The sequence below is a fragment of the Streptomyces pallidus (ex Mingjun et al. 2026) genome, assembly GCF_051550185.1.
GTDB lineage: Bacteria > Actinomycetota > Actinomycetes > Streptomycetales > Streptomycetaceae > Streptomyces.
Window position 1 is genome coordinate 736,379 of sequence record NZ_CP196181.1, and the last position, 16,151, is coordinate 752,529.

15 protein-coding genes are annotated in these 16,151 nt (G+C 73.3%); 9 read left to right on the top strand and 6 right to left on the bottom strand.

The annotated features are described in order from the left end of the window. Positions 1-51 precede the first annotated feature (51 nt). Together ACSHWO_RS03000 and ACSHWO_RS03005 are read right to left on the bottom strand one after the other, a co-directional pair. On the bottom strand, positions 52-1,137 hold the full coding sequence (locus ACSHWO_RS03000; RefSeq protein ID WP_438309933.1) for a DUF5954 family protein: 1,086 nt from the start codon (positions 1,135-1,137) through the stop codon (positions 52-54). 85 nt (positions 1,138-1,222) lie between these two features. After that, positions 1,223-1,651 (bottom strand): Fur family transcriptional regulator, encoded by a 429-nt coding sequence (locus tag ACSHWO_RS03005; protein ID WP_438309934.1) that lies wholly within the window; start codon positions 1,649-1,651, stop codon positions 1,223-1,225. 248 nt (positions 1,652-1,899) lie between these two features. Here ACSHWO_RS03005 and katG point away from each other — a divergent pair, with 248 nt between their 5' ends. The 3 genes from katG (at position 1,900) to ACSHWO_RS03020 (ending at position 6,813) form a co-directional block, all read left to right on the top strand. After that, the gene (katG, locus tag ACSHWO_RS03010; RefSeq protein ID WP_438309935.1) at positions 1,900-4,131 is read left to right on the top strand and encodes a catalase/peroxidase HPI; all 2,232 of its coding nucleotides are present in this window, start codon (positions 1,900-1,902) and stop codon (positions 4,129-4,131) included. Positions 4,132-4,257: 126 nt separating this feature from the next. Then, entirely contained in the window at positions 4,258-5,940 is a 1,683-nt protein-coding gene (locus ACSHWO_RS03015; protein ID WP_438309936.1) for a phospholipase D family protein, read from the top strand. 132 nt (positions 5,941-6,072) lie between these two features. Next, on the top strand, positions 6,073-6,813 hold the full coding sequence (locus ACSHWO_RS03020; protein WP_438309937.1) for a sortase domain-containing protein: 741 nt from the start codon (positions 6,073-6,075) through the stop codon (positions 6,811-6,813). Positions 6,814-6,943: 130 nt separating this feature from the next. Here ACSHWO_RS03020 and ACSHWO_RS03025 read toward each other — a convergent pair whose 3' ends face one another. Both ACSHWO_RS03025 and ACSHWO_RS03030 read right to left on the bottom strand, forming a co-directional pair. Then, positions 6,944-7,750 carry a M4 family metallopeptidase gene (locus tag ACSHWO_RS03025; protein ID WP_438309938.1) on the bottom strand — a complete coding sequence of 269 codons (807 nt, stop codon included), beginning with the start codon at positions 7,748-7,750 and terminating at the stop codon, positions 6,944-6,946. 130 nt (positions 7,751-7,880) lie between these two features. Further along, a complete protein-coding gene (locus ACSHWO_RS03030; protein ID WP_438309939.1) occupies positions 7,881-8,312 on the bottom strand; it encodes a hypothetical protein in 432 nt (143 codons plus the stop codon). A 196-nt stretch (positions 8,313-8,508) separates the two neighbouring features. Between ACSHWO_RS03030 and ACSHWO_RS03035 the strand changes: the two genes are divergently transcribed. From ACSHWO_RS03035 to ACSHWO_RS03060, 6 genes are all read left to right on the top strand, one after another. Then, complete coding sequence (locus tag ACSHWO_RS03035; protein ID WP_438309940.1) at positions 8,509-9,177, top strand: hypothetical protein; 669 nt, start codon at positions 8,509-8,511, stop codon at positions 9,175-9,177. A 39-nt stretch (positions 9,178-9,216) separates the two neighbouring features. Next, on the top strand, positions 9,217-10,173 hold the full coding sequence (locus tag ACSHWO_RS03040) for an aldo/keto reductase (RefSeq protein ID WP_438309941.1): 957 nt from the start codon (positions 9,217-9,219) through the stop codon (positions 10,171-10,173). A gap of 77 nt (positions 10,174-10,250) precedes the next feature. Next, complete coding sequence (locus tag ACSHWO_RS03045) at positions 10,251-11,321, top strand: MerR family transcriptional regulator (RefSeq protein WP_438318892.1); 1,071 nt, start codon at positions 10,251-10,253, stop codon at positions 11,319-11,321. 23 nt (positions 11,322-11,344) lie between these two features. Further along, positions 11,345-11,854: a hypothetical protein gene (locus ACSHWO_RS03050; RefSeq protein ID WP_438309942.1), complete on the top strand. Its 510-nt coding sequence runs from the start codon at positions 11,345-11,347 to the stop codon at positions 11,852-11,854. A 76-nt stretch (positions 11,855-11,930) separates the two neighbouring features. Next, complete coding sequence (locus ACSHWO_RS03055; RefSeq protein WP_438309943.1) at positions 11,931-13,013, top strand: PI-PLC domain-containing protein; 1,083 nt, start codon at positions 11,931-11,933, stop codon at positions 13,011-13,013. Positions 13,014-13,155: 142 nt separating this feature from the next. Then, a complete protein-coding gene (locus tag ACSHWO_RS03060) occupies positions 13,156-13,809 on the top strand; it encodes a 2'-5' RNA ligase family protein (protein WP_361085002.1) in 654 nt (217 codons plus the stop codon). A 64-nt stretch (positions 13,810-13,873) separates the two neighbouring features. On the opposite strand, the gene ACSHWO_RS03065 is transcribed toward ACSHWO_RS03060, so the two are convergent. Both ACSHWO_RS03065 and ACSHWO_RS03070 read right to left on the bottom strand, forming a co-directional pair. Then, positions 13,874-14,638 (bottom strand): lytic polysaccharide monooxygenase auxiliary activity family 9 protein, encoded by a 765-nt coding sequence (locus ACSHWO_RS03065; RefSeq protein ID WP_361085005.1) that lies wholly within the window; start codon positions 14,636-14,638, stop codon positions 13,874-13,876. A gap of 62 nt (positions 14,639-14,700) precedes the next feature. Continuing rightward, positions 14,701-16,044 (bottom strand): fibronectin type III domain-containing protein, encoded by a 1,344-nt coding sequence (locus ACSHWO_RS03070; RefSeq protein ID WP_438309944.1) that lies wholly within the window; start codon positions 16,042-16,044, stop codon positions 14,701-14,703. Positions 16,045-16,151 lie beyond the last annotated feature (107 nt).

The window sequence follows — 16,151 nt, forward strand, 5'->3', positions numbered from 1 at the left end:
CCCGGACACCCCGGGGGCGCCCCGGCGGACTCCCCCGCGGACACCCCCGGCTCAGTCCTCGGGCAGGACGTTGCCGTCCTCGTCGAGCGGGGGGTGGATGCGTGCCGGGTCCTGGGTGTTGAGGTCGGTCGGGCGGGGGCCCTCGGGCCCGTCGGGCCCCCAGCGCAGCAGACGGCGGGTGCGGGCGATCCGGTACACGGTGCCGCGGAACTCCAGCCGGTTCACCCGGCCGGCCCGGAGCCGGTCGGCGGCCTCGGCGTACGCCGCGAGCTCGGCGGCGTGCCGGTCCGCCCGTCCGCCGGCGGCCGCCGTCCGGGTACGGGCGTCGGTGTGCGTGTCGGTGCTCACGGGGATGAGGCCGCGCATCCGCGGCCACGCCCAGGTCAGCCCGAACTCCAGCGACCTGCGGGCCGCGTGCGCCGTCGGGTGCGGGCCGCTGACCGGCTTCCAACCGCCCCTCGACTGCTCCACGACCGTGAACGTGGGCGGCAGGAGCAGCACGTCCGGGTGGGTGTCCAGCGCCTGCCGGGAGTCGGCGCGCACGTCTGCGGGGAACCGGTCGCCGACGTAGTGCAGGCCGCGCAGGGCCAGCTGCTCGACGGCCTGGGTCGGGGTGACCGGGGCGTCCGGGTCCAGGACCAGGTCCGCGTCGAGCTTCGGCTCCGCGGCGTTGCGCGCCCAGTCCGGGACCGGGGGCTCCGGGTCGGTGGGGCGCGGTTCCTCGATGCCGCCCGGGCCGGCGCCCGCGTACTCCTCGGCGCGCACGATGCGGTAGCGCTCGCCGGCCGCGACGAGTTCGTCGACCCGCCCGGTCTCCAGCCGGGCGACCGCGGCCAGCAGGTCGCGCCGCTCCGCCCGGTCCTTCGCCTCGTCCTTCGCGCGGAACCACAGTTTCGAGTTCAGGCTGTCGCGTGCCAGCTGCGGGCAGCCGGCCGCGACGGCGACCACCACCCGCCACCGCGGCCCGTCCCCCGGGCGCCGTGCCGCCACCCCGAACAGCGGGCCGCGCACGGCCACGTCGCCCGCACGCGCCACGGCGTCGACGGCATCGGCTTCCGCTGCGGCCTCCACCGGCTCCACCGGTACGCGCACCACCATCGGCCGCGGCCGGTCCGGCCCTGCATCCCCACGGTCCATGCCCCCATCCTGCCGAGCGGAGCACGGCTCCGCGGCGGTTTCGGCGTTCCCGCCCCCCGGGCGGGTGGCGCGGGCCGGAGCGCCGCTACGGTGCCCCGGCGGCCCCGGCGCAGGCGGGGCACAGGCCCCGGTAGACCACGTCGGCCCGCGTGACGGTGAAGCCGAACCGTTCGGAGTCGGGCAGGTCGGCCAACGGGTCGCCGGCCGGGTGGACGTCGCGGATCTCGCCGCAGCCGGAGCACACCAGGTGCTGGTGGGGCCGGCGCGCGTTCGGGTCGTAGCGTTTCGCGCGGCCGTCCGTCGTCACCTCGGCCACCTCACCGAGCGCGACGAGCTCGCCGAGGGTGTTGTAGACGGTCGCGCGGGAGACCTCCGGCAGCCGGGCGGTGGCCCGTAGGAGCACCTCGTCCGCCGTGAGGTGGACGTGCTCGCCGTCCAGTACCTCCGCGACCACCCGGCGCTGGGCCGTCATCCGCCAGCCGCGTCCGCGAAGCCGCTTCACCAGGTCGCTCATGCCCCACCAGCCTAAAATGCGCCTCGTTCGACCAATGAATCCGTACAGATCTGGTTGCCGCATTGACTTGGACTATGTCCATCGTAGGATCAGTTCCGGCGACAACCAAGGGACAGGACGATGGCGGCGAGAGCGCGTGACGGTGGCGAGACCCGGTCCCGGTGAAGGAGCCCGCCCGCTCCCCCTGCTCCACCCCTTGTTCCCGAGCACCGTGGTCCACCCAGTCCGGAAGGATTCCGAGGATTCCCATGCCTGAGAACGATGAAGCAATCGTCGTGGACGCGAAGACTGAAGGCGCCGGAGGCTGCCCGGTCGCACACGAGCGGGCCCCGCACCCGACTCAGGGCGGCGGAAACCGCCAGTGGTGGCCGGAGCGGCTCAACCTGAAGATCCTCGCCAAGAACCCGGCCGTGGCCAACCCCCTCGGCGAGGGGTTCGACTACGCCGCGGCGTTCGAGACGCTCGACCTGCCGGCGGTGAAGCGGGACATCGCCGAGGTGCTGACGACCTCGCAGGACTGGTGGCCGGCCGACTTCGGCCACTACGGCCCGTTCATCATCCGGATGGCCTGGCACAGCGCGGGCACGTACCGGATCAGCGACGGCCGCGGCGGCGCGGGCGCCGGCCAGCAGCGCTTCGCCCCGCTGAACAGCTGGCCGGACAACGCCAACCTCGACAAGGCCCGCCGCCTGCTGTGGCCGGTCAAGAAGAAGTACGGCCAGAGCCTGTCCTGGGCGGACCTGATGATCCTCGCCGGCAACGTCGCCCTGGAGACGATGGGCTTCGAGACCTTCGGCTTCGGCGGCGGCCGCGCGGATGTCTGGGAGCCCGACGAGGACGTGTACTGGGGTCCCGAGACCACCTGGCTGGACGACCGGCGCTACACCGGCGACCGGGAGCTGGAGAGCCCCCTCGGCGCGGTCCAGATGGGCCTGATCTACGTCAACCCGGAGGGCCCGAACGGCAACCCGGACCCGATCGCCGCGGCCCGCGACATCCGCGAGACGTTCCGCCGGATGGCGATGAACGACGAGGAGACCGTCGCCCTCATAGCCGGCGGCCACACCTTCGGCAAGACCCACGGCGCCGGCCCGGCGGACCACGTCGGCGCCGACCCCGAGGGCGCCCCGCTGGAGCAGCAGGGCCTCGGCTGGAGCAACTCCTTCGGCACCGGCAAGGGCGGCGACACCATCACCAGCGGCCTCGAGGGCATCTGGACCAACACCCCCACCTCTTGGGACAACAGCTTCTTCGAGATCCTCTTCGGCTACGAGTGGGAGCTGTTCGAAAGCCCCGCCGGCGCGCAGCAGTGGCGGCCGAAGGAGGGTGCCGGCGCCGGCACCGTCCCCGACGCGCACGACGCGTCGAAGAGCCACGCGCCGACGATGCTGACGACCGACCTCTCGCTCCGCTTCGACCCGGTGTACGAGTCGATCTCGCGGCGCTTCCTGGCGGACCCCGCGGCGTTCGCCGATGCCTTCGCCCGGGCCTGGTTCAAGCTGACCCACCGCGACATGGGCCCCGTCGTGCGCTACCTCGGCCCCGAGGTGCCCTCCGAGACGCTGCTGTGGCAGGACCCGCTGCCGGGGCGGACGTACGCGCTCGTCGACGCCGGGGACGTCGCGGACCTCAAGTCCCGGATCCTCGACTCGGGCCTCTCCGTCGCCGAGCTGGTGTCCACCGCGTGGGCGGCGGCGTCGTCCTTCCGCGGCAGCGACAAGCGCGGCGGCGTCAACGGCGCCCGCATCCGGCTCCAGCCGCAGAGCGGGTGGGAGGTCAACGAGCCGGACCGGCTGGCAGCGGTGCTGCGGACCCTGACCGGCATCCAGGAGGCCTTCAACGGCGGCCGGACCGACGGCAAGCAGGTCTCGCTCGCCGACCTGATCGTCCTCGCCGGCAACGCGGGCGTCGAGACCGCGGCCGCGGCCGCGGGCTTCGAGGTGGAGGTCCCGTTCACGCCGGGCCGTGTGGACGCCGCACAGGAGCAGACGGACGTCGAGTCGTTCGCCGCGCTCGAACCGACCGCGGACGGGTTCCGCAACTACCTCGGCAAGGGCAACCGGCTGCCCGCCGAGTACCTGCTGCTCGACAAGGCGAACCTGCTGACCCTGAGCGCTCCCGAGCTGACCGTCCTCGTCGGCGGCCTGCGCGTCCTGGGCGCGAACCACCAGCAGACGTCCGTCGGCGTCCTCACGACGACGCCCGGAGTCCTCACCAACGACTTCTTCGTCAACCTGCTCGACCTGGGCACGACGTGGAAGGCGACCTCCGAGGACGCGCACACCTTCGAGGGCCGCGACGCCGCCACCGGCGCGCTCAAGTGGACCGGCAGCCGCGCCGACCTCGTGTTCGGGTCGAACTCCGAGCTGCGCGCCCTCGCGGAGGTCTACGCGAGCGACGACGCCGGGCGGAAATTCGTGGACGACTTCGTCGCGGCCTGGCACAAGGTGATGGAGCTGGACCGCTTCGACCGCTCCTGACGGCGTCCGCGCCGGACACCCCCGGGGAACTCCGCGTGGCGGTGCCGCCACCGGGGGTGTCCGGCGCCCCGCCCGGGGGAGGGAACGCCCCCGCGCGGGTAAGAAGGGGTACGGAGGACCCGTGCCATGAACCGGACCGACTGGCTGCTCACCCCGCCCGAGCGCGGCAACCCCGCGACGCGCCTCGACCGCCGCCGGCCCGGGGGCACCGCCTGGTCGGACGGGAACGACGTCCGGCCGGTGGTGCACGGCGCCGCGTACTTCGCGGAGCTGCTGGAGCGGATCGACGCCCAGCGGGCCGGCGACCTGCTCCTGTTCACCGACTGGCGCGGCGACCCCGACGAACGCCTCGGCCGGCACCACCCCGGCCGGGACGGGGGCGCCGACCGGCGGGGCACCGAGGTCGGCGCCGTCCTCGCCCGGGCCGCCGAGCGCGGTGTCGTCGTCAAGGGCCTGGTCTGGCGCTCCCACCTCGACCGCCTGCAGTTCAGCGAGACGGAGAACCTGCACCTCGGCGCGGAGATCGAGGAGGCCGGCGGCGAGTGCCTCCTCGACATGCGGGTGCGCCCCGGGGGCTCGCACCACCAGAAGATGGTCGTCCTGCGCCACCCCGGCCGCCCCGGGCTCGACATCGCCTACGTCGGCGGGATCGACCTGTGCCACAACCGCAACGACGACCGCAGCCACCTCGGTGATCCCCAGGCCGTGCCGATGGCCGGGGCGTACGGGCCGCACCCGCCCTGGCACGACGTGCAGCTCGCCCTGCGCGGGCCGGTGGTCGGCGACATCGAGGCCGTCTTCCGCGAGCGCTGGCAGGATCCCTCACCGCTCTCGCGCAGCCCCGTCACCCGCCTGCGGGAGCTCCTGCACCACGAGGACACCGACGCGGACCCCCTGCCGCCGCAGGGCCCCGACCCCGAGCCGTGCGGCACCCACACCGTCCAGGTGCTGCGCACCTACCCGAACCGGCTGCTGCGCGGCTACCCCTTCGCCCCCGACGGCGAGCGCAGCATCGCCCGCGGCTACCTCAAGGCCCTGCGCCGGGCCCGCTCCCTGATCTACCTGGAGGACCAGTACCTGTGGTCGCCGCGCGTCGTGGCCTGCTTCGCCCACGCGCTGCGCGTCAACCCCGGCCTGCGGCTGATCGCGGTCATCCCCTCGCTCCCCGAGCAGGACGGCCGGCTGACCCTTCCCATGAACCTGATCGGGCGGGTCAGCGCCCTGGACCGGCTGCGCCGGGCGGGCGGCCCCCGGGTCGCCGTCTACGGGCTGGAGAACCACGCCGGCACTCCCGTCTACGTGCACGCCAAGGTGTGCGTCATCGACGACGTGTGGGCGTCGGTCGGCTCCGACAACATCAACCTCCGCTCGTGGACCCACGACTCGGAGCTCAGCTGCGTCGTCCTGGACACCACCGAGGACCCGCGTCCGCCCGGCGACCCGGGCGGCCTCGGCGACGGCGCCCGCGGGTTCGCCCGCCGGCTCCGTCTGGAGCTGTCCCGCGAGCACCTCGACATCGGTCCCGATCCGGTGCCCGACACGGTGCCGGACGCGGGCGGCGGGGCGCCCACCGCCGACGACGCCCTGTGCGACCCGGTCGCCGCCTTCCACTCCTTCGCCTCGGCCGCGGCCGACCTGGACGCCTGGTACGCCGACGGCTGCCGCGGACCGCGCCCGCCCGGCCGGCTCCGCGGCTACCGCCCGCCGGAGCTGGCTCCCACGGCCCGGGCCCTGGCCACTCCCCTGCACCACCTCCTCGTGGACCCGGACGGCCGCCCGCTGCGGCTGCGCCGCCGCAACGCCTTCTGAGCCGGGCCGGCGGGAACGCGTCGCAGTCCGCAGCACTTCTGGACCGCGCGCCGCGTGTGTCACCCTGGCACGGCGAACCGGGTCCCCCACATGCCGTACGGCCCGGCCCACCGACAGGAAACGCACCCGCCCATGCCCCTGCCCTTCCTGCCCGCCCTCCCCCGGGCCGTACCCGCTGCCGTGGCCGGCGCCGCAACCGTCCTGCTGGCGGCCTGCGCCCCCGAAGCCTCCGCGCGCGCCGCGGCCCCCGCCACGAAGGTCCCCGCCGGAACGACCGCAGCCGCGGCCGCGGCGAGCGCCACGGCCACGAGCGCGGCGGGCCCGGCGTCGCAGCCGGCCGCGCCGTCCCTGCTGTCGATCCCGTCGATCGGGGTCTTCGGGCTGCGCGTGGAGCCGTACGAGGGCACGACGGACGACCTCTCCGGGACCCGAATCCAGGACCGCGGCCACGCGGCCAGCCCGTACGGGGAGCGGGGCGGTGTGGGCCCCGGCCGGGTCGGGAACTTCCTGGTCACGGCCCACCGCATGTCGGCCGGCGGGCCGCTGCACGGGCTGGCGGCGGTGAAGGAGGGCGACACGGTCCTGGTGACCGCGGGTGGCGTCGTCCACACGTACGAGATCGTCGCGACCCGCTCCACGTCCTTCCGGTCGGAGCGCTCGCTGGCCGAGCAGCGTGCGGCGGTCCCCGGGGCTCCCGGGCAGGCACCCACCCAGGCCATGATCACGATCTCGACGTGCGCCACGCCGGAAGACCACGCCGCGGGCAACTACTGGAGCGACGCGCAGGGCAACCCCGAGCACCGCATCGACAAGATAGGCGTGCTGCGCAGGACGACACCCGCGGCCCCCGCGCCGGCGGGCACGTCGGGCTGACGCACCCGTCGGGCTGACGCGGCCGTCGGCTGACGGACCCGTCGGGCTCACGCGGCCGGCCGGTGCCGGAAGGGCCCCGACCGCCACACCCGGCGGTCGGGGCCCTGCGCCCGTGGAAGGCGCGAACCGGTCAGCGGTCCACGCCGACCTCGGTCCACGCCCGGGCCACGACGTCCGCCGGCATGTCCAGCTCACGGGCGGCGCCGAGGGTCGCGAAGCGGAACGCGGAGAAGTTCGTGGTGCGGGAGGCGTAGCCCATCAGGCCCTTGTACCAGATGCGCCCGGCCCGCTCCCAGGCGTTGCCGCCCAGCTCGGTCGCGACCAGGTGGAACGCACGGTTCGCGATGCCGGCATTGACGTGGACACCGCCGTCCTCGTCGACGGTCTCGTCGTACTCCGTCATGTGGGCCACCTGCTTGAACCGCGCGGGGTCCGCGAGGGAGCCGACCGCCTCGCCGGAGGCGGGCAGGCCCTGCCCGAACAGCCAGTCCGACTCCTCGACGCCCTGCTTCAGGGTGTACTGCTTGGCCAGGAGGCCGAAGACGTTCCCGAGCGAGACGGCGAGCGCGCCGGGCTGACCGTAGGACTCCAGCTCGGCCGTGTGCTGGATGACGCCGATCATGTACTGCGCGGCGACCGCGTCCAGCGGCGCGGGGGCGTCACCGCCGCCGAGCAGGATGCGCGAGCCGTGCCAGGTGGCGCCCGGCTCCCCGCCGCGGAGCACCGCCTCGACCGGGCCGCCCCGGCCGTCGATGGCCTTGCGCCCGTACACCGTGCGGAAGAAGTCCCAGGTCACGCCGAGGGTGTCGTAGGTGCCGTCGACCAGCGCGTCGCCGGTCGGGGCCCCTCCCTCCTCGCGCACCAGCACCGGGTTGTCGGAATCGTTCCGGCCGTCGAAGATCCTGCGAACCGGCTGTACAGATGCACTCTCAGTCATGATCGCCATGCTGGCAGGCAACCCCGCCGCCGCCCCACAAACGGGGGGCCGATCAGTCAGGTCGGCAGGCGGCGGGGCGGCCCCGTACGACTGCGGCGCCGTTCACGGGGAACGGCGCCGCAGCGGGGCCTCAGGTACCGGTGGGGACGACGGTGCCCTCGAAGTCATGGTGCAGGACCTCCGGGTGGACGCTGTCGGGCGGACCGCAGGGGGCGGTGATGCACTGCCAGTCCGTCCCCTTGGGGGTCTTCACACCGGTGTCCTCGGAAGGGCCGCCCTTGCCCGGGTGCTTCTTGCCCCACTTCCCGTCGCTCTTCTTGCCCGCCCCGCCCTTACCCGGCGCGTCCTTGTAGGGAACGATCCGGATGGCGTGGTCGGGCTCGCCGAGGAACAGCAGCGTGGACTTGTTGCCGTCGCCGATGTCGTCGCCGGGCAGGGCGACCGTGTGCGACGTCGCGGGGGTGGCGGCGAATGCGGTCGTCGGCACCAGCGCACCTCCCGCGACCATGGTGGCCGAGGCGGCGAGCAGGACGAGACGCTTGGTTCGAAAGCGGTGGGTCATGGTGTGCTCCTTTGCTGGGAGAGGCGGAAGGGGTACTTCCAGTACGCCCCGGGGCGCGCGCCCCGTCACGCCCCTGGAAGTCGTGGCTTGACGGACGGCGTGAGGTGTGCGGACCGGCCGGGGTTCGGGTGAAAGGGAACCGCCGGCTCCGGTGCGCCGCGGCCGCGGCCCGCACGGGCGGCGGCAGACTCGCCCCATGACGACCACTGCCGAGCCGGCGGCCCACGGGCCGGGGCGCGGGCGCCTGGAAGCGGCGCAGGTGTGGACGGCGACGCTGACGGGCCTCGCGGCGTTGGGGATCTCGCTGTTCAATCTGGCCGAGTTGCAGCAGGCACCGAAGGTGTCCGTGGCCCTGCCGCACCTGGTGCGGATCGAGCCCCGGGCGCCGCAGCACACGGTGCACCTGTTCGTGCAGCCCACGATCACCACGCGGTTCCGGGCGGAGGACGTCGAGGTGATCACCGCGGTCCGGCTGCAGCTGAAGGCAGCGGCTCCCAAGGGCGGCCGGCCACGGTTCCGCTGGAACGAATCCGGGGCGTGGAACTACGATTTCGCCTCCAACCGGCTGAAGTACGACCGCACCGCCGACCCCTCCCCCCTGGTGGTCACCCAGGACAAGCCGCAACAGCCGACGCTCCTGTTCGACAGCTCCGACTGGACCCTGAGGGCGGGCCGGTACGACGGCGCGCTCGTCCTGGACCGCGCCAGTAGCCGCACCCCGATCACCAGGCCGTTCTGCCTGCTGTTCACCCCGGAGGCCCTGCGCACCTTCAGGGCCGCCCCGGAACGCGAGTTCTACGAACTCCGCAACGACAACGACGCCCCGTCCCCCACGGCTCCCCGTCCGTCCTGCTACACCTTCTGACCCGCCCCACGCCCCGTCCGGAGGCCGTAGGGTCGGGGGGTGACGAGGAACACGAACGCGAGTGCGGGCCGGCCGGTGTACGGGTGCATGGGACTGGGCGGTACCTGGGGGCCCGAGTCGTACGGGACCGCGGAGATCGCGGCCGCGGAGGCGGCGGTCGATGCCGCCCTGGAGATCGGGATCACCGCCTTCGACCACGCCGACATCTACCGCCACGGCAAGTCCGAGGCGGTCTTCGGCGAAGTACTGGCCCGGGACGCCGGGCTGCGCGCCCGGGTCACGATCCAGACCAAGTGCGGGATCCGGCTCGCGGACGGCGAGCGGCCCGGTATCTACGACCTGCGGGGCAAGACGGTGCTGCGCCGGGTCGAGGAGAGCCTGACCCGGCTCCGCACCGACGTGATCGACGTCCTGCTGCTGCACCGTCCGGACCCGCTCGCGGATCCGGACGAGGTCGCCGAGGCCCTGGCCTCGCTGCACTCCCAGGGCCTGGTGCGCCGGTTCGGAGTCTCCAACATGGGGGCGGCGCAGATCGCGGCGCTCCAGTCGCGGCTGGACCTGCCGCTCGTCGTCAACCAGCTGGAGATGAGCCTGCACCGGCGCGACTGGGTCGAGGCCGGGGTCCTGCTGAACACCCCCGCCGCGGCGGCCAACGGCTTCCCCCTCGGCACCCTCGAACACTGCCGCGACCACGGCATCCGGCTACAGGCCTGGGGAGCACTGGCGCAGGGCCGGTTCACCGGGCGGGCGCAGACCCCGCAGGAGCACGCGACCTCGGAGCTGCTCGCCACGCTGGCCGCACGCAAACAGGTCACCCCGGAGACGGTTCTGCTGTGGTGGCTCCAGCGGCACCCGGCCCGGATCGCACCGGTGATCGGCACCTCCGATCCGGCGCGGATCCGGGCCTGCCGCCAGGCGGTCGACCGGCTGCCGGAACTGGACCACGAGGAGTGGTACGCCCTCTGGCTCACCGCCCGCGGCGAACCGCTGCCCTAGGTGCATTGCCCAGTGAGGTCGGGGACGCGGCTCGTCGGTGTTGACCTTCGAGTTGGTTGAAGCCCGATGATGGCGCGGTGCCACAAGATGATCTGATGCCGATCGGGGCCTTCGCCCAGCGCAGTGGTCTGACCTCCAGCGCGTTGCGGTTCTACGCCGACTCCGGACTCCTGCCCCCTGCCGAGGTCGACCCGGTCTCGGGTTACCGCTACTACGGCGCTGACCAGGTGGCTCGGGCGACCGTGCTGCGCCAGCTGCGCGAGATCGCCATGCCCCTCGCCGGTGTCGAGGCGGTACTGGGTTCCGGGGCTGACGCGGCATCCCGGCTGCTCGACGAGCATGTCGCGAGGGTCGTCGGCGACGCGGTGGCGGCACAGCAGAAGGCTGCCGTCATCAGGTCCGTCCTCGGCACAGTGCCAGGTCTTCCGATTGCGGCGCTCAAGGGTCCCGTGCTGGCGGATGCGGTCGAACAGGTCCTGACCGCGACCGCACACGAGCCCGGCCTGCCGGTACTCGCCGGCCTGCGCATCGAGGCGAGCCATGAGGCGGTGACCCTGACCGCGACCGACCGTTACCGGCTCTCCACCCGAACCCTGGTGCCGACCGAACCACCGGCGCAGACGTGGGCCGGCACGGTCGACGGTGACGAGCTGCGGACGGCAGCCGCCGAGATCCGCCGCAGCCCGTTGGTTCGGGTAGAAGCGGTGCCGCACGGGATCTGGTTCCGCGTGGCCGACCGGGAGGACCGGCATTGCCGGTTGCTGTCCGAGGATTTCCCCGACTACCGGCTGATGCTCGCGTCACTGGGCGAGGTCACCACCCGTGTGGCGGTCTCGAAGGATCTGCTTCTGAGGGCCCTGGAAGAACATCCCGGTGAGCGCATCGCGTTGGACGTCGCCGACCACGGAGTGAACGTCGTGTCAGCGGACGAGGAACACCCCGGCATCCCGCTCTCGGCCACCGCGACGGGGCAGGCCCTGCGGATCCGGTTCGAGCTGACCACGTTCTACCCCGCCGTGAGCACCGCGATCGGCCCCGACGTGATGCTCGATCTGAGGGGACACGACCAGCCCGTCACGGTCCGCTCCGCCGACCGCGGTGATCTCACCACCCTGGCCATGCCCGTCAAGGCCGACCACCCCGCCTGAACGAGACGACGAGGAACACCCCCGTGACGACCGCACCCGCCAGCCCCGACCCGACCATGGAAGCCATCGGCCGAGCCGTCGCCGAAGGCCGAGCCGGTGACCTCCCTCGCGCGCGTCGAAGACTCCTGGGCCTGTGGTCCGCGATCGGCGTCACCGGCGATCCGCTGCACCGCTGCTCCCTGGCTCACCACCTGGCAGATCTCTACGAGGATCCCGCTCAGGCCCTGGCCTGGGACGTCCGGGCCCTGGACGCCGCCGACGCCGTGACCGAGCAGCGCGTCCAGGAGCACCACGCCGGCCTCCACATCGCCGGCTTCTACCCCTCGTTGCACCTCAACCTCGCCGACGACTACCGCCGCCTCGGCTCCTTCGAAGCCGCCGCCGAGCACATCAACGCGGCCGAAGAGCACGTCCCACAGCTTCCTCGGGATCCCTATGGCGACCTTCTTCGTGGCGCCATCCAAGAGGTCGCTGCGGCCATCGCCGGGCGGGACCGCACACGGCGAGCCTCCGCACCCGGTTCTGCTGCGTGACACGGCGGGCGGCGGGTTTCGGCCGGTCGGGTCCGCGGGGGCGCGGATCACGGGTCGGCGCGCTACCCTCCGCCCCATGATTGGCATGAACATGCTGCTGTCGCGAAGAAGCGGCCGGTATCCCCTGGTGTGCCTCCTCCTGCTGGCCCTCCTCGGCACGGCGACCGCCGCCACCGCGTCGGCCACCCCGACCCCGGCGCCCGCCCGAACCCCCGCCACCGCCACCTCCCCCGCCACCGGCCCCGCGGGCACCCGCGCGGCCGAGGCCGCCGCCGCCCGCTGGGGCGGGCGCCGCCTCGACGAGGTCGCCTTCCTCACCACCCACAACGCCTTCACCAACTACGAGGACTCCCGCTGGAGTTCGGTCAACCAGGCCGAGTCCGTGCGCCACCAGCTCGACAACGGCGTCCGCGGCCTCAGCCTGGACACCCACTGGTACGAGCGCAGCACCTGGCTGTGCGTCATCAGCTTCGGCAGCGACTGCTACCCCTCCGACGTGTACCTGTGCCACGGCGACTGCAAGACCTTCGCCGGGGCCACGTACGCCCTGCCGCGCCAGTCCTTCCACGGCACGATGCAGACCGTGGTGGACTTCCTCGCCGCCCACCCCCAGGAGGTCGTGACCGTCTTCCTGGAGGACTACGTCAGCCCCGAGCAGCTCCAGCAGTCACTCGGCCGGGTACGGGGCCTGCCCGAGCTGCTGTTCCGGCCCGACGACTGGCACGTACGCCAGCAGGGCTGGCCGAAGGTCGCCGACCTGGTCACGGCCGGCAAGCGGCTGCTGGTCTTCTCCGACCGGTCCGACCGCGAACACCTCGGCGTCATGTACGACAGGTCCTGGACGGTCAGCAACTACTGGAGCCTCGGCGACATGGGCAACGACCTCGCGTGCGTCAGCCGCTGGGCCGACCTCCCCCTGGACCGCCAGGAGCCGGGATTCCGACGGCTGTTCACCATGAGCCACCACCGCAACGTGCCCACCGTCCTCACCGCCGCCCTGGACAACGGCAGCAAGCTGCGCAACCGCATCGCCGAGCAGTGCCGGAAGGCGACGGGGGGCCGCACCCCGAACTACGTGTCCGTCGACTTCCACAGGCTCTCGGACAGCAGCGGCCACACACCCGCCTCGATCGTCACGGAGCTGAACGCCGGCCCCTGAGACCCGTCCGTCCGGACTCCCCCCGCCGGGGGTGTGCGGCAGGCCCGCCGCACACCCGCGGTCCGTCCGGTCCCCGAGCGGGTGAATACCGGGCGTGTCCCGCAGCCGGAGACGGGGCGAACCGGCGGGCTGTCTAGCGTGGGTGCGTGAACGCAGCTACCGCGCCGCCTCCCGCCGGATACGGGATCCGGGCGCGGACGCGGGCGGCGGTGTGAGCGCCGGCGTACCGGGCTTCCTCGACGTCGCGCCCACGCCCCGCAGCGCCGTGGCCTGGCTTCCGCCGGACGCGCTGTGGCCGGCCGTCCAGGAGATCCGTGCCGTGCACGACCCCCAGATCCGGCGGTGGCCCCCGCACGTGAACCTCGTGTTCGGGTTCGTCCCGGAGGCCGACTTCCCGGCGGCCGCGCCCCTGCTGGCCGCCGCGGCCGCCGCGTCGGAGCCGTTCGACATCCGCCTCGGCGGGGTGCGGTTCTTCCGCCACCGCGGGTACGCGACCGTGTGGCTCGACCCTGCCGCCGCCGGTACGGCTCCCTGGACCGCCCTCCAGCGGGACCTGGTCGAGCCGTTCCCCCGCTGCCGCGACCGCTTCCCCCGCTTCACGCCCCATCTCTCGCTCGGCCGTACGCACGACCCGCGGCGCCTGGCCGCGGAGTGCGCGGCCCGCCTGGGCAGCACGGCGGCGCGGGTGGAGGAGGTCGTGCTGCTCTCCCGCCGCGGCGACGGGCCGATGCGGCCCCGGGCGGCGGTCTCCCTCGGCACCGGCGCCGTGCGCTGGTACGCCGAGGGCGGCGGGTGACGTGTGCCCCGAGCCCGGGTGAGGGGGTGGGGTGCCCGGGCTCGGGGTGGCCTGCCGGCGTCGCCTACTTGAAGGTGACGTCCGAGCAGGAGTAGAAGGCCTCCTCGCTCTGGAAGGAGCCGTCGGGCCGCTTCAGTCCGTGCCAGACCGTGTAGATCAGGTGCTTGCCCTTCTTCTCCGGGAGCACCGCCTTGAAGGTGAACGCCTTGGCGCCGAGGAAGCCCGCGGGCGCCGCCGTGGCGGCCGTGTTGTCGGCGCTGAGGAACGGGGTGTCCTCCAGGTCCGACCATTTCAGCGGCTTCTTCGGGTCGTAGCCGTCCTTGGTGACGTACATCTCCATGCGGTACGGGTTGTGCAGCGCGCTGATGTCGTAGCGCAGGTCGTACTCGGCGCCGCTGGGCAGGGTCGTGGAGGGGAAGTCGTCCCGCGCCAGGTCCAGGCCGGAGAACTGCGCGTTGCCGGCGCTGCACAGCTTGCCGTCGGGGATGCGGGCGCGGTGCTGCGGGGAGGAGGTGGGGGTGCTGTGGTCGATGGCCCGGCCCTGGACGATCGACTTCCAGTCACCCGGGATGCCGGGGCTCTGGGCGAGCGCCATCCGGCAGGCTTCGCTCGCCTTCGGGTTCTTGGTGCAGGCCACGCTGCGGCTCACCGGGTCGGCGGTGGAGCCGTGGGCCGAGGCGGGCGCGGAGCCGAGGGTGGTCACGGCGAGGGGAAGGGCGATGAGCGCGGTGAGGCGCAGGGCGCCGGTGCGGCGGGCCGCTGCCCGCGTGGGGGCGGGTGCCGGCGCGGCGGCGGGAACGGGCCCGGGGGTGGGGCGGGTCGTGCTCATGAAGGGGACGCTCCTGGTCATGGGGTCGGGCGTGCGCGGTGGATGGGGGCGGCGCCGGGAGGTCAGCCGCCGGTCTTCACGGTCAGCTCTCGGGAGAACGCCCCCCACTTGCCGTCGCCGAGCCGGGCCCGGAGCTTCACGGTGTACGTCGTGCCGGGGTGGGCGCCGACGAGCACCTCGCGGGAGCCCTTCGTGCTGGGCACGGGCAGCACCGGGTCGCCGGTGCCCCACATGAAGGTCTGGGCGGGCTTGCCGTTCAGGTAGACCTGGTAGGTGGTGATCTGGCCGACGCCCTGCGGGACGGACCACGTGAGGTTGAGGTAGTGCTGGGTGACGTTGCCGTCCTGCTTGGTGGCGGTGGTGGCGGCGAAGTCGCCGGGGGCGGCGGTGCCGCCGTTCCCGTCGGGCGCCGCGGCCGTCGTCACCTGCGTCTCGCGGGTCGGGTCGGACTCCTTGCCGGAGGCGTCGACGGCGGTGACCCTGAACCGGTAGGCGGTGCTCGCGGTGAGGCCGGAGACCGTGGCCGAGGTGGCCTTGGCGTCCGCCTCCTGGACCCGTGTGCCGTTGCGGTAGATCCGGTAGCCGGTGACGGCGACGTCGTCGGTCGCCGCGTGCCAGCGCAGCGAGGCCTGGTACGGACCCGAGGCCGTGGCCTCCAGCTCCGCGGGGATGACCGGCTTCGCCTTGTCCTGGCCGGGCGCCGCGTGCGTGGTGAGCACGATGTCCTTGCTGAACCCGGTGGTGCGGCCGTCGGTGCGGACGGCGCGGACCTTGAACGTGTAGCGGGTGGCGGCGGCCAGCTTCTCGACGTCCGCCATCGTGCCCTTGACGGTTTTGACCTGCTTGCCGTCCTGGAAGACCTCGTAGCGGTCGACCTCGGCTCCGCCGGCGGGCGGCTTCCACATCAGGTGGACGGCGGTGTGGTCCTTGACGAAGGAGCCGCTGTCGGCGGGGACGGCGGTGTTCGTTCCGGTGTCGGTGCCGTTGCCGTCGTCGCCCGACGGGCTGCTCACCCGGCATCCGGTGATCTTGGGGATGGCCTTGCCGGCGGGGTTGATCCCGACCCTGACGGCCCGGTTGCCCTTGGCGGCCAGGTCGGCGCGGTCGGCGATCGGCTTCACGGTGACGTGCTTGCCGTCCTGGCGGAGCTCGTACGCCCAGGGGTTGTCGAGGGTGACCTGCCCCTGCGACACGTCGAACTCGGCGGTCCAGTCCCGTACGGGCCGGTCCCCCTTGTTGGTCAGGGAGACCTCGCCGGACGCCCACCACACGGTGGCCTGGTCCGCGACGCGGCAGGCGGCGGCGAGGCCGTCCTCCTCTCCGGCATTGGCGGCCACGGGGATGACGACGGAGCCGACCCCGACGACCACGGCCGCACAGGCCAGGGCAATTCGCTTTCGGGACATCAGAAACCTCTTGGTAAAGCCGATCCGCCGGTATGGCGGCGGCATCGGAAGTGCCTCGGTCAACACCCGTGACCCTAAGGGCGATATGAGGCCCGAACGGGCCGCAG

Coding starts and splice junctions, on each gene's coding strand:
- ACSHWO_RS03000 (WP_438309933.1), bottom strand. CDS start 1,137: ATGGACCGTGGGGATGCAGGGCCGGACCGGCCGCGGCCGATGGTGGTG.
- ACSHWO_RS03005 (WP_438309934.1), bottom strand. CDS start 1,651: ATGAGCGACCTGGTGAAGCGGCTTCGCGGACGCGGCTGGCGGATGACG.
- katG (WP_438309935.1), top strand. CDS start 1,900: ATGCCTGAGAACGATGAAGCAATCGTCGTGGACGCGAAGACTGAAGGC.
- ACSHWO_RS03015 (WP_438309936.1), top strand. CDS start 4,258: ATGAACCGGACCGACTGGCTGCTCACCCCGCCCGAGCGCGGCAACCCC.
- ACSHWO_RS03020 (WP_438309937.1), top strand. CDS start 6,073: ATGCCCCTGCCCTTCCTGCCCGCCCTCCCCCGGGCCGTACCCGCTGCC.
- ACSHWO_RS03025 (WP_438309938.1), bottom strand. CDS start 7,750: ATGACTGAGAGTGCATCTGTACAGCCGGTTCGCAGGATCTTCGACGGC.
- ACSHWO_RS03030 (WP_438309939.1), bottom strand. CDS start 8,312: ATGACCCACCGCTTTCGAACCAAGCGTCTCGTCCTGCTCGCCGCCTCG.
- ACSHWO_RS03035 (WP_438309940.1), top strand. CDS start 8,509: ATGACGACCACTGCCGAGCCGGCGGCCCACGGGCCGGGGCGCGGGCGC.
- ACSHWO_RS03055 (WP_438309943.1), top strand. CDS start 11,931: ATGATTGGCATGAACATGCTGCTGTCGCGAAGAAGCGGCCGGTATCCC.
- ACSHWO_RS03065 (WP_361085005.1), bottom strand. CDS start 14,638: ATGAGCACGACCCGCCCCACCCCCGGGCCCGTTCCCGCCGCCGCGCCG.
- ACSHWO_RS03070 (WP_438309944.1), bottom strand. CDS start 16,044: ATGTCCCGAAAGCGAATTGCCCTGGCCTGTGCGGCCGTGGTCGTCGGG.